Source organism: Streptomyces sp. NBC_01520, assembly GCF_045040375.1.
Classification (GTDB): Bacteria; Actinomycetota; Actinomycetes; order Streptomycetales; family Streptomycetaceae; genus Streptomyces.
On record NZ_CP109404.1, the window covers coordinates 1,823,021 to 1,841,565 of the forward strand.

General features: G+C 72.2%; 16 protein-coding genes and 1 riboswitch. Of the genes, 13 read left to right on the plus strand and 3 right to left on the minus strand.

The genetic code is table 11. The features are described 5' to 3' along the window. Positions 1-184: 184 nt before the first annotated feature. The 7 genes from OG524_RS08305 (at position 185) to OG524_RS08335 (ending at position 8,662) form a co-directional block, all read left to right on the plus strand. The gene (locus OG524_RS08305; protein ID WP_405391592.1) at positions 185-1,447 is read left to right on the plus strand and encodes an anion permease; all 1,263 of its coding nucleotides are present in this window, start codon (positions 185-187) and stop codon (positions 1,445-1,447) included. Between the two features lie 12 nt (positions 1,448-1,459). Next, positions 1,460-1,675, plus strand: a complete 216-nt coding sequence (locus tag OG524_RS08310; protein WP_405391591.1) for a hypothetical protein — start codon at positions 1,460-1,462, stop codon at positions 1,673-1,675. Positions 1,676-1,823: 148 nt separating this feature from the next. Further along, a riboswitch (cobalamin riboswitch) is annotated at positions 1,824-1,953 on the plus strand. Between the two features lie 128 nt (positions 1,954-2,081). Continuing rightward, positions 2,082-3,029 carry a cobalamin biosynthesis protein gene (locus OG524_RS08315; protein ID WP_405391590.1) on the plus strand — a complete coding sequence of 316 codons (948 nt, stop codon included), beginning with the start codon at positions 2,082-2,084 and terminating at the stop codon, positions 3,027-3,029. Continuing rightward, entirely contained in the window at positions 3,026-4,696 is a 1,671-nt protein-coding gene (locus OG524_RS08320; RefSeq protein WP_405391589.1) for a cobyric acid synthase, read from the plus strand. The genes OG524_RS08315 and OG524_RS08320 overlap by 4 nt, the downstream gene beginning before the upstream one ends. Next, positions 4,693-6,714, plus strand: a complete 2,022-nt coding sequence (locus tag OG524_RS08325) for a putative cobaltochelatase (protein WP_405809652.1) — start codon at positions 4,693-4,695, stop codon at positions 6,712-6,714. Before OG524_RS08320 ends, OG524_RS08325 begins: the two co-directional genes overlap by 4 nt. Beyond that, positions 6,714-7,322 carry a cob(I)yrinic acid a,c-diamide adenosyltransferase gene (gene cobO, locus OG524_RS08330; RefSeq protein ID WP_405391587.1) on the plus strand — a complete coding sequence of 203 codons (609 nt, stop codon included), beginning with the start codon at positions 6,714-6,716 and terminating at the stop codon, positions 7,320-7,322. The genes OG524_RS08325 and cobO overlap by 1 nt, the downstream gene beginning before the upstream one ends. Then, positions 7,316-8,662, plus strand: coding sequence for a cobyrinate a,c-diamide synthase (locus OG524_RS08335; protein ID WP_405391586.1), 1,347 nt, complete (start codon positions 7,316-7,318; stop codon positions 8,660-8,662). Before cobO ends, OG524_RS08335 begins: the two co-directional genes overlap by 7 nt. Positions 8,663-8,676: 14 nt before the next feature. Here the strand turns inward: OG524_RS08335 and OG524_RS08340 are convergent, their stop codons facing one another. Next, a complete protein-coding gene (locus OG524_RS08340) occupies positions 8,677-9,399 on the minus strand; it encodes a ZIP family metal transporter (protein WP_405391585.1) in 723 nt (240 codons plus the stop codon). A 78-nt stretch (positions 9,400-9,477) separates the two neighbouring features. On the opposite strand from OG524_RS08340, the gene cobC reads away from it, so the two are divergent. Beyond that, entirely contained in the window at positions 9,478-11,016 is a 1,539-nt protein-coding gene (cobC, locus tag OG524_RS08345) for an Rv2231c family pyridoxal phosphate-dependent protein CobC (RefSeq protein WP_405391584.1), read from the plus strand. Between the two features lie 75 nt (positions 11,017-11,091). Here the strand turns inward: cobC and OG524_RS08350 are convergent, their stop codons facing one another. Both OG524_RS08350 and OG524_RS08355 read right to left on the minus strand, forming a co-directional pair. Further along, positions 11,092-12,249, minus strand: a complete 1,158-nt coding sequence (locus tag OG524_RS08350; protein WP_405391583.1) for an SCO1860 family LAETG-anchored protein — start codon at positions 12,247-12,249, stop codon at positions 11,092-11,094. A 332-nt stretch (positions 12,250-12,581) separates the two neighbouring features. Next, entirely contained in the window at positions 12,582-13,682 is a 1,101-nt protein-coding gene (locus tag OG524_RS08355) for an amidohydrolase family protein (protein WP_384499033.1), read from the minus strand. Positions 13,683-13,786: 104 nt separating this feature from the next. On the opposite strand from OG524_RS08355, the gene OG524_RS08360 reads away from it, so the two are divergent. From OG524_RS08360 to thpD, 5 genes are all read left to right on the plus strand, one after another. Then, complete coding sequence (locus OG524_RS08360) at positions 13,787-14,893, plus strand: pyridoxal-phosphate-dependent aminotransferase family protein (protein WP_405391582.1); 1,107 nt, start codon at positions 13,787-13,789, stop codon at positions 14,891-14,893. A gap of 392 nt (positions 14,894-15,285) precedes the next feature. Further along, on the plus strand, positions 15,286-15,816 hold the full coding sequence (gene ectA, locus OG524_RS08365; protein ID WP_405391581.1) for a diaminobutyrate acetyltransferase: 531 nt from the start codon (positions 15,286-15,288) through the stop codon (positions 15,814-15,816). A 71-nt stretch (positions 15,817-15,887) separates the two neighbouring features. Further along, a complete protein-coding gene (gene ectB, locus OG524_RS08370; RefSeq protein WP_405809657.1) occupies positions 15,888-17,150 on the plus strand; it encodes a diaminobutyrate--2-oxoglutarate transaminase in 1,263 nt (420 codons plus the stop codon). Positions 17,151-17,213: 63 nt separating this feature from the next. Then, positions 17,214-17,612: an ectoine synthase gene (locus tag OG524_RS08375; protein WP_405386387.1), complete on the plus strand. Its 399-nt coding sequence runs from the start codon at positions 17,214-17,216 to the stop codon at positions 17,610-17,612. Between the two features lie 3 nt (positions 17,613-17,615). Then, complete coding sequence (gene thpD, locus OG524_RS08380; protein ID WP_405809659.1) at positions 17,616-18,509, plus strand: ectoine hydroxylase; 894 nt, start codon at positions 17,616-17,618, stop codon at positions 18,507-18,509. Positions 18,510-18,545 lie beyond the last annotated feature (36 nt).

The following is an 18,545-nucleotide window of genomic DNA, read 5'->3' on the forward strand; positions in this document are numbered from 1 at the left end:
ACGCCGGGCCGGCCGGGAGGCCGGCACCCGCAGTGCCGCAACGGGTCCGGGCAACTCCTCGCGCACACAAGCGGAATGCCCACACGCGCTTGGGGTCACCACAACGCCCTGCCTAGTTCATCTTCCGTTCACTCAGGTTGCTTACGTTCCTACAGCCACTGACGTCGAACGATTGCCTGGGTAAATGGAACACATCACGCTGCTGCTTGCGATTGTGGTCGTGACAGCTCTCGTGTTCGATTTCACGAACGGTTTCCACGACACCGCCAACGCGATGGCGACCACCATCTCGACCGGCGCTCTCAAGCCCAAGACAGCGGTGGCCATGTCCGCCGTTCTCAACCTCGTCGGCGCGTTCCTGTCGGTGGAGGTCGCCAAGACGATCTCCGGCGGGATCATCAATGAGAACGGCCTCAGAACCGAGGTCATATTCGCGGCGCTCGTCGGCGCCATCCTGTGGAATCTGCTGACCTGGCTGGTGGGCCTGCCCTCCAGCTCGTCCCACGCACTCTTCGGCGGCCTCATCGGCGCCGCGGTGATGTCGGCCGGCTGGTCCTCGATCAACGGCGGCACCGTCGTCACCAAGGTCCTGCTGCCCGCCGTCGCAGCCCCTCTCGTCGCCGGTCTGGCCGCGCTGCTGGCCACGAAACTGACGTACCGCCTCAACCGGAAGATCACCGACGAGGCCCAGCTGAAGTCGACCGCCAAGGGCTACCGGGCCGGCCAGATCGCCTCGGCCGGTCTCGTCTCCCTCGCCCACGGCACCAACGACGCGCAGAAGACGATGGGCATCATCACCCTGGCCCTGGTCACCGGCGGCGTCCTGGCCCCCGGCTCCAACCCGCCGGTCTGGGTCATCGCCTCCGCCGGTATCGCCATCGCGATGGGCACCTACCTCGGCGGCTGGCGCATCATCCGCACCATGGGCAGCGGTCTCACCGACCTCAGGCCGCCGCAGGGCTTCGCCGCCCAGACCAGTGCGGCCACGGTCATCCTGGCCTCCTCGCACCTCGGCTTCTCGCTCTCCACCACCCAGTCCTGCTCCGGCGCCGTGATGGGCGCGGGCCTCGGACGCAAGGGCGGCGTGGTCCGCTGGTCCACCGCCACCCGGATGTTCGTCGCCTGGGGCCTGACCCTGCCGGCCGCCGGTCTGGTCGGCGCGGGCGCGGAGTTCCTCACCAAGCAGGGCCCCTGGGGCGTCGGCGTGGTCGCCGTGCTCCTCGTGGCGGGCTCCGGAGCCATCTGGATGCTGTCGCGCCGCAAGCCGGTCGACCACACCAACGTCAACGCGACCGACGCCGAGCCCGCGGGTGTCGTCACCACCGCCATCGCGGCCGTCAGCCCGCCGCCCGTCGGCTCCGGCGTCCCGGACCTCAAGACCACCATCCCGGCCCCGGCCCCGACGGCCGGAACCCCGGCCGACCCGGCCCGACCGGCCACGGTGTAAGGACAGATCCGAATGAACATCGACTGGGCAGCTCTCGCTTCCGTCTTCGGCGTCAGCCTCGTGGTCACCGTCGCACTGGTCGGCCTCTTCACCCTCGGCATCATCGGTCTCGCCAAGGCGCCGACGGCGCAGGGCGGCTCCTCCGTGATGACGCGCTCCGGCGCGTACGCCTGCTTCGCACTGTGCGTGGCGGCCGTGGCGTACGGGATCCATCTGATCGTCGCCTGACCACCGCACGTGGTCGCACCGGGCCGGACACACACCTGTGTGTCCGGCCCGGTGTGCGTCTGCGCACACTGAAGCCTCGCAGGTCAACGGCAGGTTGACGGGCGTTCGCGGAGCGTGGTGGACTGCCGGAGCCATTTACGGCGACAGGAGAGGAAGCCGGTGCGAATCCGGCGCGGTCCCGCCACTGTCACCGGGGAGCAGCCCTCTCATGGAGGTCACGGTCCGCCACCGCGGACCGGAAGGCCGGGGAAGCTGCGGATCCGGAAGCCAGGAGACTCTCGTCGCCGGTCACGTCGAACCAGGGCGCGGACCCTGAGTGAGGACATCTGCCATGCCTGGCTGCCGTGCGTCGGTCCCTGTGCCACCCGTGACGAAGGCCCTCCGAGGCGCGACGGCCGGCTGAACCGTGCGAGCCGACCGCATCTTCGCGTACGGCGCCGCCGCCGGTCTGCTCGGCGACCTGCTCCTCGGTGATCCGCGGCGGGGTCATCCCGTCGCCGCCTTCGGGCGGGCCGCGGCAGGCGTCGAGAACCGGCTGTGGCGCGACGACCGTGGCCGGGGCGCCCTGCACGCGCTGGTCTGCGCCGGAGGCGCTGCGGGCGCCGCCGCCCTGGCCGCCCGCGCCGTACGGAACCGTCCCGCCGCGGCCGTGGCCCTGACCGCCGCCGCCACCTGGTCCGTCGTCGGCGGGACGTCGCTGGGCCGCGAGGCCCGCACCATCGGCGGCGCTCTCGCCGCCGGTGACATCGAGGTGGCCCGGGAGCGCCTGCCGCATCTGTGCGGCCGTGACCCGTACTCCCTCGACAAGCAGCAGATCGCCCGCGCGGTGGTGGAGTCCGTCGCCGAGAACACCTCCGACGCCGTCGTGGGGGCCCTGGTGTGGGGTGCGCTGGGCGGGGTGCCCGGCCTGGTCGGGTTCCGGGCCGTCAACACCCTGGACGCCATGGTCGGTCACAGGTCGCCCCGCCACCTGCGCTACGGCTGGGCCTCGGCCCGGCTCGACGACCTCGCCGGCTGGCCCGGCGCGCGCCTCACGGCCGTGCTCGCGGTGGCCGCCGGGGGGAACCCGCGCGCGGCCGTACGGGCCTGGCGGGCCGACGCCGGGAAGCATCCGAGCCCCAACGCGGGCCCGGTCGAGGCCTCGTTCGCCGGTGCGCTCGGCGTACGGCTCGGCGGCACCCTCGCGTACGGCGGACGGGTCGAGCACCGGCCCGTGCTCAACGGGGAGGCGGGCCGGGTCGTGCGGGTCGCGGACATCGAACGCGCGGTGCGGCTGTCGCGCCGCGTGAGTGTGCTGGCCCTCGGCGTGTGTGTGGCCGGTCGGCTGGCCGTGGGACGGAGGGGTCGGGCATGAGCGCAGGACCGGGCGGCGGGCTGCTGGTCGCGGGGACCACCTCGGACGCGGGCAAGAGCGTCGTCACGGCGGGGATCTGCCGGTGGCTGGTGCGCCGGGGGGTGAAGGTCGCGCCGTTCAAGGCACAGAACATGTCACTGAACTCCTTCGTCACCCGTGAGGGCGCCGAGATCGGCCGCGCCCAGGCGATGCAGGCGCAGGCCGCCCGGGTGGAGCCGACCGCGCTGATGAATCCGGTGCTGCTCAAGCCCGGCGGCGACCGTTCCAGTCAGGTGGTCCTGATGGGGAAGCCGGTCGGCGAGATGAGTGCGCGCGGCTATCACGGGGGGCGGCAGGAGGCGCTGTTCGGGACGGTCGTGGACTGTCTGGAGCAGCTCCGGGGCACGTATGACGCCGTGATCTGCGAGGGGGCGGGCAGTCCGGCCGAGATCAATCTGCGGCGTACGGACATCGTGAACATGGGCGTCGCGCGGGCCGCGCGCTTTCCGGTGCTGGTCGTCGGGGACATCGACCGGGGCGGGGTGTTCGCCTCGTTCTTCGGTACGACGGCGCTGCTGGCCGCCGAGGACCAGGAGCTGGTCGCGGGGTACCTCGTGAACAAGTTCCGGGGTGACGTCTCGCTGCTGGAGCCCGGTCTGGACATGCTGTACGAGCTCACGGGGCGGCGGACGTACGGGGTGCTGCCGTTCGCCCACGGTCTGGGCATCGACGAGGAGGACGGGCTGCGGGTGTCGATGCGCGGCGCCGTCCGGGAGTCGGTCGTCGCCCCGCCGCACGGGGAGGACGTCCTGCGGGTCGCGGTGTGTGCCGTGCCGCTGATGTCGAACTTCACCGATGTGGACGCGCTGGCGGCCGAGCCGGGTGTGGTGGTGCGGTTCGTGGACCGGGCCGAGGAGCTGGCGGACGCGGATCTGGTGATCGTGCCCGGTACCCGCGGCACGGTGAAGGCGCTCGCGTGGCTGCGTGAGCGGGGGCTGGCCGGCGCGCTGGCGCGGCGGGCCGCCGAGGGGCGTCCGGTGCTGGGCATCTGCGGCGGGTTCCAGGTGCTGGGTGAGTCGATCGAGGACGAGGTTGAGTCGCGGGCGGGGCTCGTCGACGGGCTCGGGCTGCTGCCGGTGCGGGTCCGCTTCGGCCGGGAGAAGGTGCTGGGCCGGCCTGTCGGCTCGGCGCTCGGGGAGCCCGTGGAGGGGTACGAGATCCATCACGGGGTCGCTGAGGTGCGCGGCGGTGAGCCGTTCCTGGACGGGTGCCGGGTGGGCTCGGTGTGGGGGACGCACTGGCACGGGTCGCTGGAGAGCGACGGGTTCCGGCGGCGGTTCCTGGAGGAGGTGGCGCGGGCGGCGGGGCGGCGGTTCGTGGCTGCCCCGGACACAAGTTTCGCGGCGTTGCGGGAGGAGCAGCTGGACCGGCTGGGGGATCTGATCGAGGAGCACGCGGACACGGATGCGTTGTGGCGGTTGATCTCGAAGGGGGCGCCGCGGGGGTTGCCGTTCGTGCCGCCGGGTGCGCCTGCGGCAGGACCGGTGCTGGGGGCTGCGCCTGACCGGGGCTCCGCCCCGGACCCCGGTACTCAATCGCCGGACAGGCTTGAAATGGTGCCCCGGAACGCGGGGCGGACGCCTGGTGTGGCTGGAGATGTTGTGCACGTGACAGAGGAGGCACTGTGAGTACCCCGTATCCCTTCACCGCCATCGTCGGACAGGACGATCTACGGCTGGGGCTGTTGCTCAACGCCGTCAGTCCGGCCGTCGGCGGGGTGCTCGTGCGGGGTGAGAAGGGCACCGCCAAGTCCACCGCCGTGCGGGCCCTCGCCGCGCTGATGCCTGAGGTGTCCGTGGTTTCCGGGTGCCGGTTCTCGTGTGACCCGGTCGTGCCCGATCCGGCGTGTCCCGACGGTCCGCACGAGGCCGGGACCGGCGTGTCACGGGCGGCGCGGACCGTGGAGCTGCCCGTCGGCGCGTCGGAGGACCGGCTGGTGGGCGCGCTCGACATCGAGCGGGCCCTCTCGGAGGGCGTGAAGGCGTTCGAGCCGGGGCTCCTGGCCGACGCGCACCGCGGGATCCTGTACGTGGACGAGGTCAACCTGCTCCATGACCACCTGGTGGACCTGCTGCTGGACGCGGCGGCCATGGGTGCCTCGTACGTCGAGCGCGAGGGCGTCTCCGTACGGCATGCGGCGCGGTTCCTGCTGGTCGGGACGATGAACCCCGAAGAGGGTGAGCTGCGCCCGCAGTTGCTGGACCGCTTCGGGCTGACCGTCGAGGTGGCGGCTTCCCGCGACACCGATCAGCGGGTCGAGGTCGTGCGGCGGCGGCTCGCGTACGACGACGATCCCGCCGGGTTCGCCGGCCGGTGGGCGGCGGAGGAGGCCGCGTTGCGGGACCGGATCGCCGCCGCGCGTGTCCTGCTGCCCCGGGTGGTGCTCGGGGACGGCGTGTTGCGGCAGATCGCGGCTACGTGCGCGGCGTTCGAGGTCGACGGGATGCGTGCCGACATCGTCATGGCCCGGACCGCGACCGCGCTGGCCGCGTGGGCGGGGCGTGACGAGGTCACCGCCGAGGACGTGCGGCAGGCCGCCCTGCTCGCGCTCCCCCACCGGCGTCGCCGCAATCCGTTCGACGCGCCGGGGCTCGACGAGGACAAGCTGGACGACACGCTCAAGGACGCGGCGGGCGACGAGGGTGAGGGCGACGGCGAGCCCGATCCCGACGGGCCCGGCGGCGGTGGCGGGGTGCCTCCGCAGGACTCCGGTCCCGACGCCCCGGACCGGAGCGGTGACTCCGGTCCCGAGCAGGGCGGCGAGGCCCCGGAGCAGGGGCGGCCCTCGCCCTCGCCGTCGCACGGCGGGGAGCAGCAGCCCGTACGCGCCTCGGAGCCGTTCCGTACGAAGATGCTCAGCGTGCCCGGTCTCGGCGAGGGTGCGGCCGGGCGGCGGTCCCGGGCCCGTACGGAGCACGGGCGGACCACCGGGGCCCGGCGGCCGGAGGGCGCCCTGACGAAGCTGCACCTGGCGGCGACCGTGCAGGCCGCGGCGCCGCACCAGCGGGCACGCGGGCGGTCCGGGCGGGGGCTCGTCGTACGGCGTGACGATCTGCGGCAGGCGACGCGGGAGGGGCGCGAGGGGAACCTCGTGCTGTTCGTGGTGGACGCCTCGGGGTCGATGGCGGCCCGGCAGCGGATGAGCGCGGTGAAGGGCGCGGTGATGTCGCTGCTGCTGGATGCCTACCAGCGGCGGGACAAGGTCGGTCTGGTGACGTTCCGCGGCAAGGACGCGGAGGTCGTGCTGCCACCGACGTCGTCGGTGGACGCGGCGGCGGCCCGGCTGGAGTCGTTGCCGACGGGCGGGCGTACACCGCTGGCCGCAGGGCTGTTGAGGGCGCACGACGTGCTGCGCGTGGAGCGGCTGCGTGATCCGTCGCGGCGTCCGCTGCTCGTCGTGGTGACGGACGGCCGGGCGACGGGTGGCCCCGAACCGGTGGCGCTCGCCGCGCGGGCGGGGCGGCTGCACGCCGCCGAGGGCACGGCGTCCGTCGTCGTGGACTGCGAGTCGGGGATCGTGCGCCTCGGGCTCGCCGCACAGCTTGCCCGGGATCTGGGGGGCACCGCGGTCACGCTCGACGAGCTGCGCGCCGATTCGATCGCCGGGCTGGTCAAGGATGTTCAAGCAGCCGGGAGGGCCGCGTAATGCCACAGGGACAGCCTGTATCGGTACCGGACGACGGGCTGACGACACGTCAGCGGCGCAATCGTCCGCTTCTGTTCGTCCACACGGGCATCGGCAAGGGCAAGTCGACGGCCGCCTTCGGGCTCGCACTGCGGGCCTGGAACCAGGGCTGGCCGATCGGGGTGTTCCAGTTCGTGAAGTCGGCGAAGTGGAAGGTCGGCGAGGAGAACGCGCTGAAGGTGCTCGGGGCGAGCGGCGAGGGCGGCACCGTCGACTGGCACAAGATGGGCGAGGGCTGGTCCTGGGTCCAGCGGGGCATCCACGGCGACAACTCCGACAACGAGGAGAAGGCCCGGGAGGGCTGGGAGCAGGTCAAGCGCGACCTGGCGGCGGAGACCTACAAGCTGTACGTGCTCGACGAGTTCGCCTACCCCATGCACTGGGGCTGGATCGACACCGACGAGGTCGTCGAGGTGATGCGCGGCCGTCCGGGCACGCAGCACGTGGTGATCACCGGGCGGAACGCTCCCGCGAAGCTGATCGAGGCCGCCGACCTGGTGACGGACATGTCGAAGGTCAAGCACCCGATGGACGCGGGCCAGAAGGGCCAGAGAGGCATCGAGTGGTGAGCGTTCCCCGTCTGGTCATCGCCGCACCGGCCTCCAACACCGGCAAGACCACGGTCGCCACGGGTCTGATGGCCGCCTTCGCCGGGCGGGGTCTCGCCGTGTCCCCGCACAAGGTGGGACCCGACTACATCGATCCCGGCTACCACGCGCTGGCCACCGGCCGCCCGGGGCGCAATCTGGACGCGTACATGTGCGGTCCGGAGCTGATCGCCCCGCTGTTCGCGCACGGGGCGGCCGGTGCCGGTCTGGCGGTCGTCGAGGGCGTGATGGGACTGTACGACGGCGCCTCGGGACAGGGTGAACTGGCCTCGACCGCTCAGGTGTCGAAGCTGCTCCGGGCCCCTGTCGTGCTGGTCGTCGACGCGTCGTCGCAGTCCCGTTCGGTCGCGGCGCTCGTGCACGGTTTCGCCTCCTGGGATCCGGAGGTGCGGATCGGCGGGGTGATCCTCAACAAGGTGGCGTCCGACCGGCACGAGGCGCTGCTGCGGGAGGCCCTCGACGAGACGGGCCTGCCGGTGCTGGGGGCGCTGCGGCGGGCTCCGCAGGTGGTGACGCCCTCGCGTCACCTGGGTCTGGTGCCGGTGGCGGAGCGGCAGGCCGATGCCGTCGACGCCGTACGGGCGATGGGCGAGCGGGTGGCGGCCGGCTGTGATCTGGACGCGCTGCTGGCGCTGGCCCGTACGGCGCCCGCGCTGCCCGACGCGGCGTGGGAGCCGGAGCCGCAGGCCGTGGAGGGGGCGCGGCCGGTGGTCGCGGTGGCGGGCGGCGCCGCGTTCACGTTCGCGTACGCGGAGCACTCCGAGCTGCTGACGGCGGCCGGCGCGGAGGTGGTGGTCTTCGACCCGCTGCGCGACGAGAAGCTGCCCGCGGGCACGGCGGGGCTGGTCATCGGCGGCGGCTTCCCGGAGGTGTACGCGCCGGAGCTGTCGGCGAACGAGCCGCTGCGCAGGGCGGTCACCGAACTGGCGAGGTCCGGCGCCCCGGTGGCGGCGGAGTGCGCGGGGCTCCTGTATCTGGCGCGTGAGCTGGACGGGCGTCCGATGTGCGGGGTGCTGGACGCGTCGGCCCGGATGTCCGAGCGGCTGACGCTCGGCTACCGGCAGGCGGTGGCGGTGTCCGACAGCGTGCTGGCGGTGGCCGGGACGCGGCTGCGCGGGCACGAGTTCCACCGGACGGTGCTGGAGCCGGGTGCGGGTGCGACGCCCGCCTGGGGCCTGCACCAGCCGGAACGCCGGGTGGAGGGCTTCGTGCAGCAGGGGGTGCACGCGAGCTATCTGCACACCCACTGGGCGGCCGAGCCCGCTGTGGCCCGGCGGTTCGTGGAACGGTGCCGCGCGTGAACGGCGTCGCGGGTTCACTCCGCGACGCCGACCACCAGCCAGATGAAGCCCACTCCTGCGACGGTGCACAGCAGCGTGGAGCGGGCCGGGTGCTCGTGGTGCGCCTCGGGCAGGATCTCGGCGGCGGCGAGGTAGAGGAGCGCCCCGCCGAAGAATCCGAGATAGCAGCCGAGCAGTTCCTCCGGAAGGGTGAACAGCAAGGTCGTCGCCGCGCCCACGATCGGGGCCAGTGCGTCCGCGTACAGCATCAGGAGGGCCTTGCGGCGGGCGTTCCCGTAGAGGCTGGTGATCGTGTACGTGTTGAAACCGTCGGCGAAGTCATGGGTGATGACGGCCAGTGCGACGGCCGCGCCCATGCCGCCGCCGACCTGGAAGGCGGCGCCGAGCGCGACGCCGTCCATCAGGCTGTGGCCGACCATCGCGGCCGCCGCCGTCATCCCGACCTGCGGCACCCGTTCCTCGCTCGCCCCGTGTGCCGCCTGGCGTACGGCCAGCGAACGCTCGACGAGATGGGCCACGAGGAAGCCGCCGACGAACAGCAGCAGTGCGGCGGGGACGCCGAAGACCTCCTGGCCTGCCGCCTCCACCGCCTCGGGCAGCAGGTCGAGGCCGACGACGCCGAGCATCAGCCCTCCGGCGAGGCCGAGCACCAGGTGCCGGCGGTCGGTGACGCGCTGAGCGACCCAGCCACCCGCCAGGGTCATCAGGAACGCGCCGAGCGCGACGAATACCGCCATGGGGCCTTGCTAGCCGATTGCCCCCCGGTCCCGCACCTGAGGCCGCCCTTACCTGTGTTCCCCCGGAAGGATCCGTTCATGACCCGTGCCGCGCTGGTCGTCGGCGTCGGTGCCCGCCGTGGTGTTCCGGCCGGGGAGGTGCTCGCGCTCGTCCGGGAGTCACTGGGTACGGCCGGGCTGTCCGTCGCCGACGTGGTGGAGCTGGCCACGCTCGACACCAGGGCGGACGAGCCGGGCATCGCTGGTGCGGCGGCGGAGCTGGGGGTTCCGGTGCGGTCCTGGACGGCCGCGGCACTGGCGGCCGTTCGCGTACCGAACCCGTCGGGGGCGCCGCTGGCCGCCACGGGGACGCCGTCCGTCGCCGAGGCCGCCGCACTGGCCGGTGCGGACGAACTCCTGGTCGCGAAGCGGAAGTCGGCGTCGGCGACCTGCGCGGTGGCCCGCCGGTCCGCACGGATCGGCACCCCGGCGTCGACGAATCGCGCCCGGCCGTTCACCATGGCTGCCATGCTCCCCCCCACGAAGCACACGAAGCACACCAAGGACACGAAGCATCCCGACAGCGCCGGGCCCGATCTGCGACACCACGGTGACGCGGAAGTACGCGGCCTGGACCTGACCGATCTCGCCGTGAACGTGCGGACCGGTACGCCCCCCGAGTGGCTGCGGGAACGGATAGCCGCGTCGCTGGGCTCGCTGGCCGCCTATCCGGACGGAAGTACGGCACGGGCGGCGGTCGCCGGACGGCACGGGCTTCCGGAGGAACGGGTCCTGCTCACGGCGGGCGCGGCGGAGGCGTTCGTGCTGATCGCGCGCGCGTTGCCGGCCAGACGTCCGGTCGTGGTGCATCCGCAGTTCACCGAACCGGAGGCGGCGCTGCGCGCTGCCGGGCACGAGGTCAAACGCGTGGTGCTGCGGCCGGAGGACGGCTTCCGGCTGGATCCGGCGGCGGTGCCCGAGGACGCGGATCTGGTGGTGATCGGCAATCCGACCAATCCGACGTCGGTGCTGCATCCCGCCGCCGTGCTGGAGCAACTGGCGCGGCCCGGGCGGACGCTGGTGGTCGACGAGGCGTTCATGGACGCCGTTCCGGGCGAACGGGAGGCGCTGTGCGGGCGTGAGGACGTCCCGGGGCTCGTCGTACTGCGGAGCCTGACCAAGACCTGGGGTCTGGCGGGGCTGCGGATCGGCTACGTCCTCGCGGATCCGGCGACGGTCACCCTGCTCCAGGAGGCGCAGCCGCTGTGGCCGGTGTCCTCGCCCGCGCTGGCGGCGGCCGAGGCGTGCATGGAGCCGCGGGCGCTGGTCGAGGCCGCCGACGCGGCGGACCGGGTCACGGTGGACCGGGCGCATCTGCTGGCCGGGCTCGCGGAGTTCGGTGAGGTGCGGGTGGTGGAGCCGGCCGCGGGGCCGTTCGTCCTGCTCCGGCTGGACCGGGCGGACGAGGTACGGGAGCGGCTGCGGTCGCTGGGCTTCGCGGCGCGGCGCGGGGACACGTTCCCCGGGCTGGGCGGCGACTGGCTGCGGCTGGCCGTGCGTGACCGGGTGACGACCAACCGGTTCCTGCAGGCGCTCGACCTGGCGCTGCAGGGACTGCCGCGGCGGGCCGCGGACTGACGGCCCCCGGGCGGGGAGCGGTGCTCACTCGCGCGAGCACCGCTCCCCGCCCGCCCCCTGCTCCCTCGGGCGTGATCAGTTCTGGCCGCGCCTGCGGGCGACGACGGTGGCCCCGGCGCCGACCGCCAGCAGGAGGGCCGCGCCTCCCGCGATGTACGGGGTCGAGGAGCTGGAGCCGGTCTCGGCGAGGTCGCCGCCGGCGGGTGCCGCCGCCTCGGCGCCCGTCTGGGTCTTCACGTCACCGCCGTCGTCCTTGCCGCCGCCGTCGTCCTTGCCGCCCGTGCCGGCCGTGTCGCCGCCGGCCGTGTTCCCGCTGCCGGCCGTGTCACCGGATCCGCCGGTGGATCCGGCCGTGGATCCGCCGGTGCCTGACGTGCCCGCGTCGGTTCCGCCGTCGGTCGAACCGCCGCTGTCCGAGCCGCCGTCGGTCGAGCCGCCGTCAGAACCCCCGCCGGAGGAGCCGCCGTTGTCCGAGCCCCCGTCACCCGAACCGCCGCTGTGGGAACCGCCGCCCTTCGGCGTCTCGCACGTCGCCCCGGCCAGGGTGATCTCGCCCTGGACATCGGCGACGTTGAGGTCGAGCGGATTCACGGACACCCGCAGCCGGAGCGCGGTCGCCGCGGCCGTACGGGTCGTGGTGCGGGTCTTCGACAGGTCGAGGGTCACCTCTCCGACGCCCGGCACCTCGACGTTCGTCGTGCCGCCGGAGGTCAGCCGGATCTTCTTGCCGAGCACCTTCACATGCCCCAGCACGTTCGACTCGGCGACCGGCTTCCTGCCCACCTCGCACAGCGCCCTGGAGGTGACCTTCTCCACCTCGATCAGGGAGAGCAGCGGGAGGCCGGGGACGTGCACCCGGGCCTTGACGAGGTTGGTGTACCCCTCGGCCCTGTGCGCGTCCACCGTGGCGTCCGCCGTGGCGACGTCGGCCTTCAGCAGACGGACCGGCCGTCCCTTCTCGGCCCCGTCGACCTCCACACTGAGCGCGGTCCTCTCCGCGCTCGCAGGTGCCCGCACGTCGTTGAGCGCGGCGTTGAGCGGCACGTGGACCGCCTTGTTCAGGAGCGACACGTCGAGCCCGGCGCGGAGCACGACCGCGGTCGCCTTTCCGTGGCTGCCGGCCGGGGTGGCCGGGGTCGTCGCGGTGGCGGCCTGGGCGGGGACGGCGACCAGCAGGGCGACGGGAGCGGCGGCGACCGCCAGGGCAGCCAGACGGAAGGTGTTGCTGTTCAAAATGGTGGAACCCCCACAAGAGACATGGAGCCACCGGCGCCGTCCAATGGGGGACATCGCGGGCACCGGTGGCCTCGACTCCGTGAATCTTTACGCACAGAGAGTGAACTGACAGATACCTGGCGTCAGTTCACTCCAAAGAGGGGTTTTAGCGTACGTATTCGAATCTTCCGGCACAGGAGTTCCTCGGTGTCACCCGCACGCGCCTCGGAGTCACCCGTATCGCCGAGCGTGGGCGGCGCGTTCGTACGGCCGCCGGATCGCGCACCGAGGTGGTTCAACGAGCGGTGACCTCCGGGGACACCGCTCGTCAACCTGACGCCCACGGGCGGTCAGCCGACCACCCGCCCGTCGAGCACCACCCGCCGCGGGGCCGCCAGCACCCGTACGTCCGCCCGCGGATCCTCGTCGTACACCACCAGGTCCGCCGGGGCGCCCTCCTCCAGCACCGGCCTGCCCAGCCAGCGCCGCGCGCCCCAGGCCGTCGCGGAGAGCGCCTCCAGGGGCGGGATGCCCGCCTTCACCAGCTCGGCGACCTCCGCCGCCACCAGGCCGTGGGCCAGCGAGCCGCCGGCGTCGGTGCCGACGAAGACGGGGATCCCCGCGTCGTACGCCGCGCGCACGGTGTCGTAGCGGCGCTCGTACAGCTGCCGCATGTGGGCGGACCAGCGGGGGAACTTGGCCTCGCCGCCCGCCGCGAGGTCCGGGAACGTGGCGATGTTGACCAGGGTCGGGACGATGGCGACGCCGCGCTCCGCGAAGAGCGGGATGGTGTCCTCGGTCAGCCCCGTCGCGTGCTCGACGCAGTCGATCCCCGCTTCCACCAGGTCGCGCAGGGCGACCTCGGCGAAGCAGTGCGCGGTGACCCGGGCGCCCAGCCGGTGCGCCTCGGCGATGGCCGCCTCGACCTCGCCCCGGGGCCAGCAGGCCGTCAGGTCCCCGGCGTCCCGGTCGATCCAGTCCCCCACCAGCTTCACCCAGCCGTCGCCGCGCCTCGCCTCCCGGGCGACGTACGCCACCAGGTCGCCCGGCTCGATCTCATGGGCGTAGTTCCTGATGTACCGGCGGGTCCTGGCGATGTGCCGGCCCGCCCTGATGATCTTCGGCAGGTCCTCGCGGTCGTCGATCCAGCGGGTGTCGGAGGGTGATCCGGCGTCCCTGATGAGCAGGGTTCCGGCCTCCCGGTCGGTGAGGGCCTGCTTCTCGCTGGTCGCCGCGTCGACGGGCCCGTGGCGGTCGAGGCCGACGTGGCAGTGCGCGTCGACGAGGCCGGGCAGCGCCCAGCCGGTGAGGGTCAGGGCGTCGTCGGCGCCCGGCGGCCGTTCGTAGGTGATCCGCCCGTCGACGGCCCAGAGACCGTCCCGCACGTCGTCGGGGCCGGCGAGCACCCGCCCCTCGATCCGCAACACCCGCGCCACCTCGTGATCACTCATGCACAGCACTGTACGAGGCGGCCCGCCGAGGGCTCCGGGAGGTTCTGGGTACCCTCGGACCCAAGCGCCGACCGCGGACCGACCGACCTGAAGAGAGCACCACCGTGACGCACCCCTTCCTCGACCTCGCCCCGCTCACCGCCGCGCATTTCGCGGCGATCGAGCGGCGGGTGGCCGGCCTCCTCGCCACCGGGCAGGACGTCGTCATCATGCAGGGCGAGGCGCTGCTGCCCCTCGAAGGCTGCATCCGGGGCGGCGCCCGGCCCGGTTCGACCGCGCTGAACATCGTCACGGGGCCGTACGGCCAGACCTTCGGCAACTGGCTGCGGGACTGCGGGGCCGAGGTCGTCGACCTCGCCGTGCCCTTCCACTCGGCGGTCACCGCCGAGCAGGTCGAGCGGGCGCTGGCCGCGCACCCGGAGATCGACTTCGTGTCGCTGGTGCACGCCGAGGCGGCGACCGGCAACACCAACCCGGTCCCGGAGATCGGCGAGGTGGTCCGGGCGCACGGCGCGCTGTTCATGTTGGACGCCGTGGCGTCGGTGGGTGCGGAGCCGCTGCTGCCGGACGTCTGGGGCGTGGACCTGTGCGTCATCGGCGCGCAGAAGGCGATGGGCGGCCCCGCCGGGGTGTCCGCGGTGTCGGTGAGCGAGCGGGCGTGGGAGCGGATGGCCGCCAACCCGCAGGCCCCGCGCCACTCCTACCTGTCCCTCCTCGACTGGAAGGCCCGCTGGATCGACGCGGGCCGCAGGGCGCTGCCGCACGCCCCGGCCCAGCTGGAGATGCTGGCGCTGGAGGCCTGCGTGGAGCGGATCGAGGCGGAGGGCCTGGACACCCTGACGGCGCGGCACTCCTCGGCCGCGGCGGCGACCCGGGCGGGGGCGGTGGCCCTGGGAGCCGGACTGGAGCCGTACGTCCACGACGCCCGTGCCGCGGCGCCGGTCGCCACGACGCTGCGCGTGCCCGCGGGGGCGGACGCCTCGGCGCTCGTCGCGAAGGCCCTCGCGGGCGACCCCTCGCTGCCGCTGATCGCGGGCGGCGGAGCACTGTCCACGGAGATGATCAGGGTCAACCACTACGGCGTGGACGCCACGCGGGGCGCCGTGCACGCCTCGCTGGCCGCCCTGGGGGCCGCGCTCGCCGAGACCGGCCGTGAGGCCGACTTCGAGGCTGCCCGCAACGCCGTCTCGGAAACCTGGCCGACCGACTGAATTACCGGAACGCAATCGGACCGCAATCATCCGGACCATAATCCGGCAGCAATCCGAACCGCAGTCCGGCCGCAATTGGTCCGATAATTCAACGAAAAGGGGAGCTGCTTCATCCCGAGCAGCTCCCCGCATTCTTCTGCCCGCTTTCCTTACCCCTAAACACTCCAGTTCCGACGCGTTCGCCGTACTCAATCCGAACAGGCGTCACAAGAGCTACACGCATGTGACCGACCCCACAGCGAGACCGTTATGCCGGATGAATCCTGGCCAAATAGCAAGAAAACACTGCTCGTTCCGGCTCGGCCCGCGCACGCGTGATAACACAGCCACCCCTCTCACCCAACCCCCTGCGTCGATGCAATTTAGATTTTTGCTGGGTAAATTCAATTCGCATGACCGCCGCACCAGCAGATTTTGCACGTGCCCGAAGTGAATTCCTCAGTATCGACACCCCGCGAGTGGAGGACGGAGCCGCGATCTGGCGCATCGCCCGCGATTCCGAGGTCCTGGACCTCAACTCCTCGTACAGCTACCTGCTGTGGTGCCGTGACTTCGCGGCGACCTCCGTGGTCGCCCGCGACGAGACCGGCGGGCCCATCGCCTTCGTGACGGGCTACATCCGCCCGGACCGCCCCGGGACGCTCGTCGTCTGGCAGGTGGCCGTCGACCGCGCCCACCGCGGGAAGGGCCTGGCCGCCACCCTGCTGGACGCGCTGACCACGCGGGTCACGGCCGACCAGGGCCTGGCGTCGGTCGAGACGACCGTCACCCCGGACAACACCGCGTCCGACCGGCTGTTCACCTCCTTCGCGCAGCGCCACGACGTACCGCTGGAGCGCGAGGTGCTCTTCGACGGCGGGCTGTTCCCCGAGGGAACGCACCTGCCGGAAGTGCTGTACCGCATCGGTCCGTTCCACGCGTAGGGCCCGACCTCGCCCCGCCCGGGGCATGCCTCACCCGCCGCCCGTCACCCCCCTCGAGCAGGAGATCCGCCGTGACCATCACCCCGCCCGCCCTGAGTGTCTTCGAGACCCTGGAGTCCGAGGTACGGAGCTACTGCCGCAGTTGGCCCGCGGTCTTCGACCGGGCCCAGGGTGCCCGGCTGACGGACGAGGACGGACACTCGTACCTCGACTTCTTCGCCGGTGCCGGATCGCTCAACTACGGCCACAACAACCCGGTGCTGAAACGCGCGCTGATCGACTACATCGAGCGTGACGGCATCACCCACGGCCTGGACATGGCCACGACGGCCAAGCGCGCGTTCCTCGAGACGTTCGAGAACGTGATCCTGCGTCCTCGTGACCTGCCGTACAAGGTGATGTTCCCCGGCCCGACCGGCACCAATGCGGTCGAGTCGGCGCTGAAGCTCGCCCGCAAGGTCAAGGGCCGCGAGTCCGTCGTCTCGTTCACCAACGCCTTCCACGGCATGTCGCTCGGCTCGCTCGCCGTGACCGGCAACGCCTTCAAGCGGGCCGGTGCCGGCATCCCGCTGGTGCACGGCACCCCGATGCCGTTCGACAACTACTTCGACGGCACGGTCCCCGACTTCCTCTGGTTCGAGCGGCTCCTGGAGGACCAGGGGTCCGGGCTCAACAAGCCCGCGGCCGTGATCGTGGAGACCGTGCAGGGCGAGGGCGGCATCAACGTCGCGCGTGCCCAGTGGCTCCGCGCCCTCCAGGACCTGTGCCATCGCCAGGACATGCTCCTGATCGTCGACGACATCCAGATGGGCTGCGGCCGTACCGGCGGCTTCTTCTCCTTCGAGGAGGCCGGCATCGTCCCGGACATCGTCACGCTGTCGAAGTCGATCAGCGGCTACGGTCTGCCGATGTCGCTCTGCCTCTTCAAGGGCGAGCTGGACATCTGGGAGCCCGGCGAGCACAACGGGACCTTCCGCGGCAACAACCCGGCCTTCGTCACCGCCGCCGCCGCGCTCGACGCCTACTGGGCGGACGGCCAGATGGAGAAGCAGACCCTGGCCCGCGGCGAGCAGGTCGAGCAGACACTCCTGGCGATCTGCGCCGAGGAGCCGACCGCGCAGTTCCGCGGCCGTGGCCTGGTCTGGGGCATGGAGTTCGCCGACCCGGCGCGCGCCGCCGCCGTCTGCGCGCGCGCCTTCGAGCTGGGCCTGCTGCTGGAGACCTCCGGCCCGCAGAGCGAGGTCGTGAAGCTGCTCCCGCCGCTGACCGTCACCCCCGAAGAGCTGGACGAGGGCCTGCGCACGCTGGCCCGGTCCGTCCGCGAGACCGCCTGACCGGGGTACGCCCCCGGGGCAGGCAGACCTGAGCAGTACAGAAGAGAAAGGCACCATCCCACCGTGATCGTCCGATCGTTCAGTGACATCGAGAACACCGACCGGCATGTGAGGGCAGCCTCCGGGACCTGGGAGAGCAAGCGCATCGTGCTCGCCGGGGAGAAGGTGGGCTTCTCCCTCCACGAGACCGTGCTGTACGCGGGCACGGAGACGTCCATGTGGTACGCGAACCACATCGAGGCCGTGCTGTGCACCGAGGGCGAGGCCGAGCTCACCAACGACGAGACCGGCGAGAAGCACTGGATCTCCCCGGGAACGATGTACCTGCTGAACGGCCACGAGCACCACACGCTGCGGCCGAGGACGGACTTCCGCTGCGTGTGTGTCTTCAACCCTCCCGTCACCGGACGGGAGGACCATGACGAGAACGGTGTCTACCCGCTGCTGACAGAGGAGGGCTGAACCATGACCACCGATGCACGCGCCGACCTGTACCCCTCGCGCGGCGCCGCCGAGATGACCACTCCCCGCCAGGACCCGGTCATCTGGTCCGCGCCGGGCGCGCCGGGACCGGTTTCCGCGAAGGACCTCCAGGGCTTCGACCAGAACGGCTTCCTCACCGTCGACCAGATCGTCACGCCGCAGGAGGCGGCCGGCTACCACGCGGAGCTGGAACGCCTGATCGCCGATCCGGCGGTCCGGGCCGACGAACGCTCGGTCATCGAGCCGAAGTCGCAGAGCGTACGCTCCGTCTTCGAGGTCCACCGGCTGAGCGAGGTCTTCGCTCGGCTCGTGAGCGACGAGCGCGTGGTGGGCCGGGCCCGTCAGATCCTGGGCTCGGACGTGTACGTCCACCAGTCCCGGATCAACGTGAAGCCGGGCTTCGGGGCTTCGGGCTTCTACTGGCACTCGGACTTCGAGACCTGGCACGCCGAGGACGGTCTGCCGAACATGCGCACCGTGTCCGTCTCGATCGCGCTGACCGAGAACCACGACACCAACGGCGGACTGATGATCATGCCCGGTTCGCACAGGTCGTTCCTCGGCTGCGCCGGCGAGACGCCGAAGGACAACTACAAGAAGTCCCTCCAGATGCAGGACGCCGGCACCCCGTCCGACGAGGCACTGACGAAGATGGCCGACCGCCACGGCATCAAACTCTTCACGGGCAGGGCGGGTTCGGCGACCTGGTTCGACTGCAACGCGATGCACGGCTCGGGGGACAACATCACCCCGTATCCGCGCAGCAACGTCTTCATCGTGTTCAACAGCGTGGAGAACACGGCGCAGGAGCCCTTCGCGGCTCCGGTCCGCCGGCCCGAGTTCATCGGGGCGCGTGACTTCACACCGGTGAAGTAGGCCGCGTACGACGGCCGGAAGGGGCGGGACGCGCGA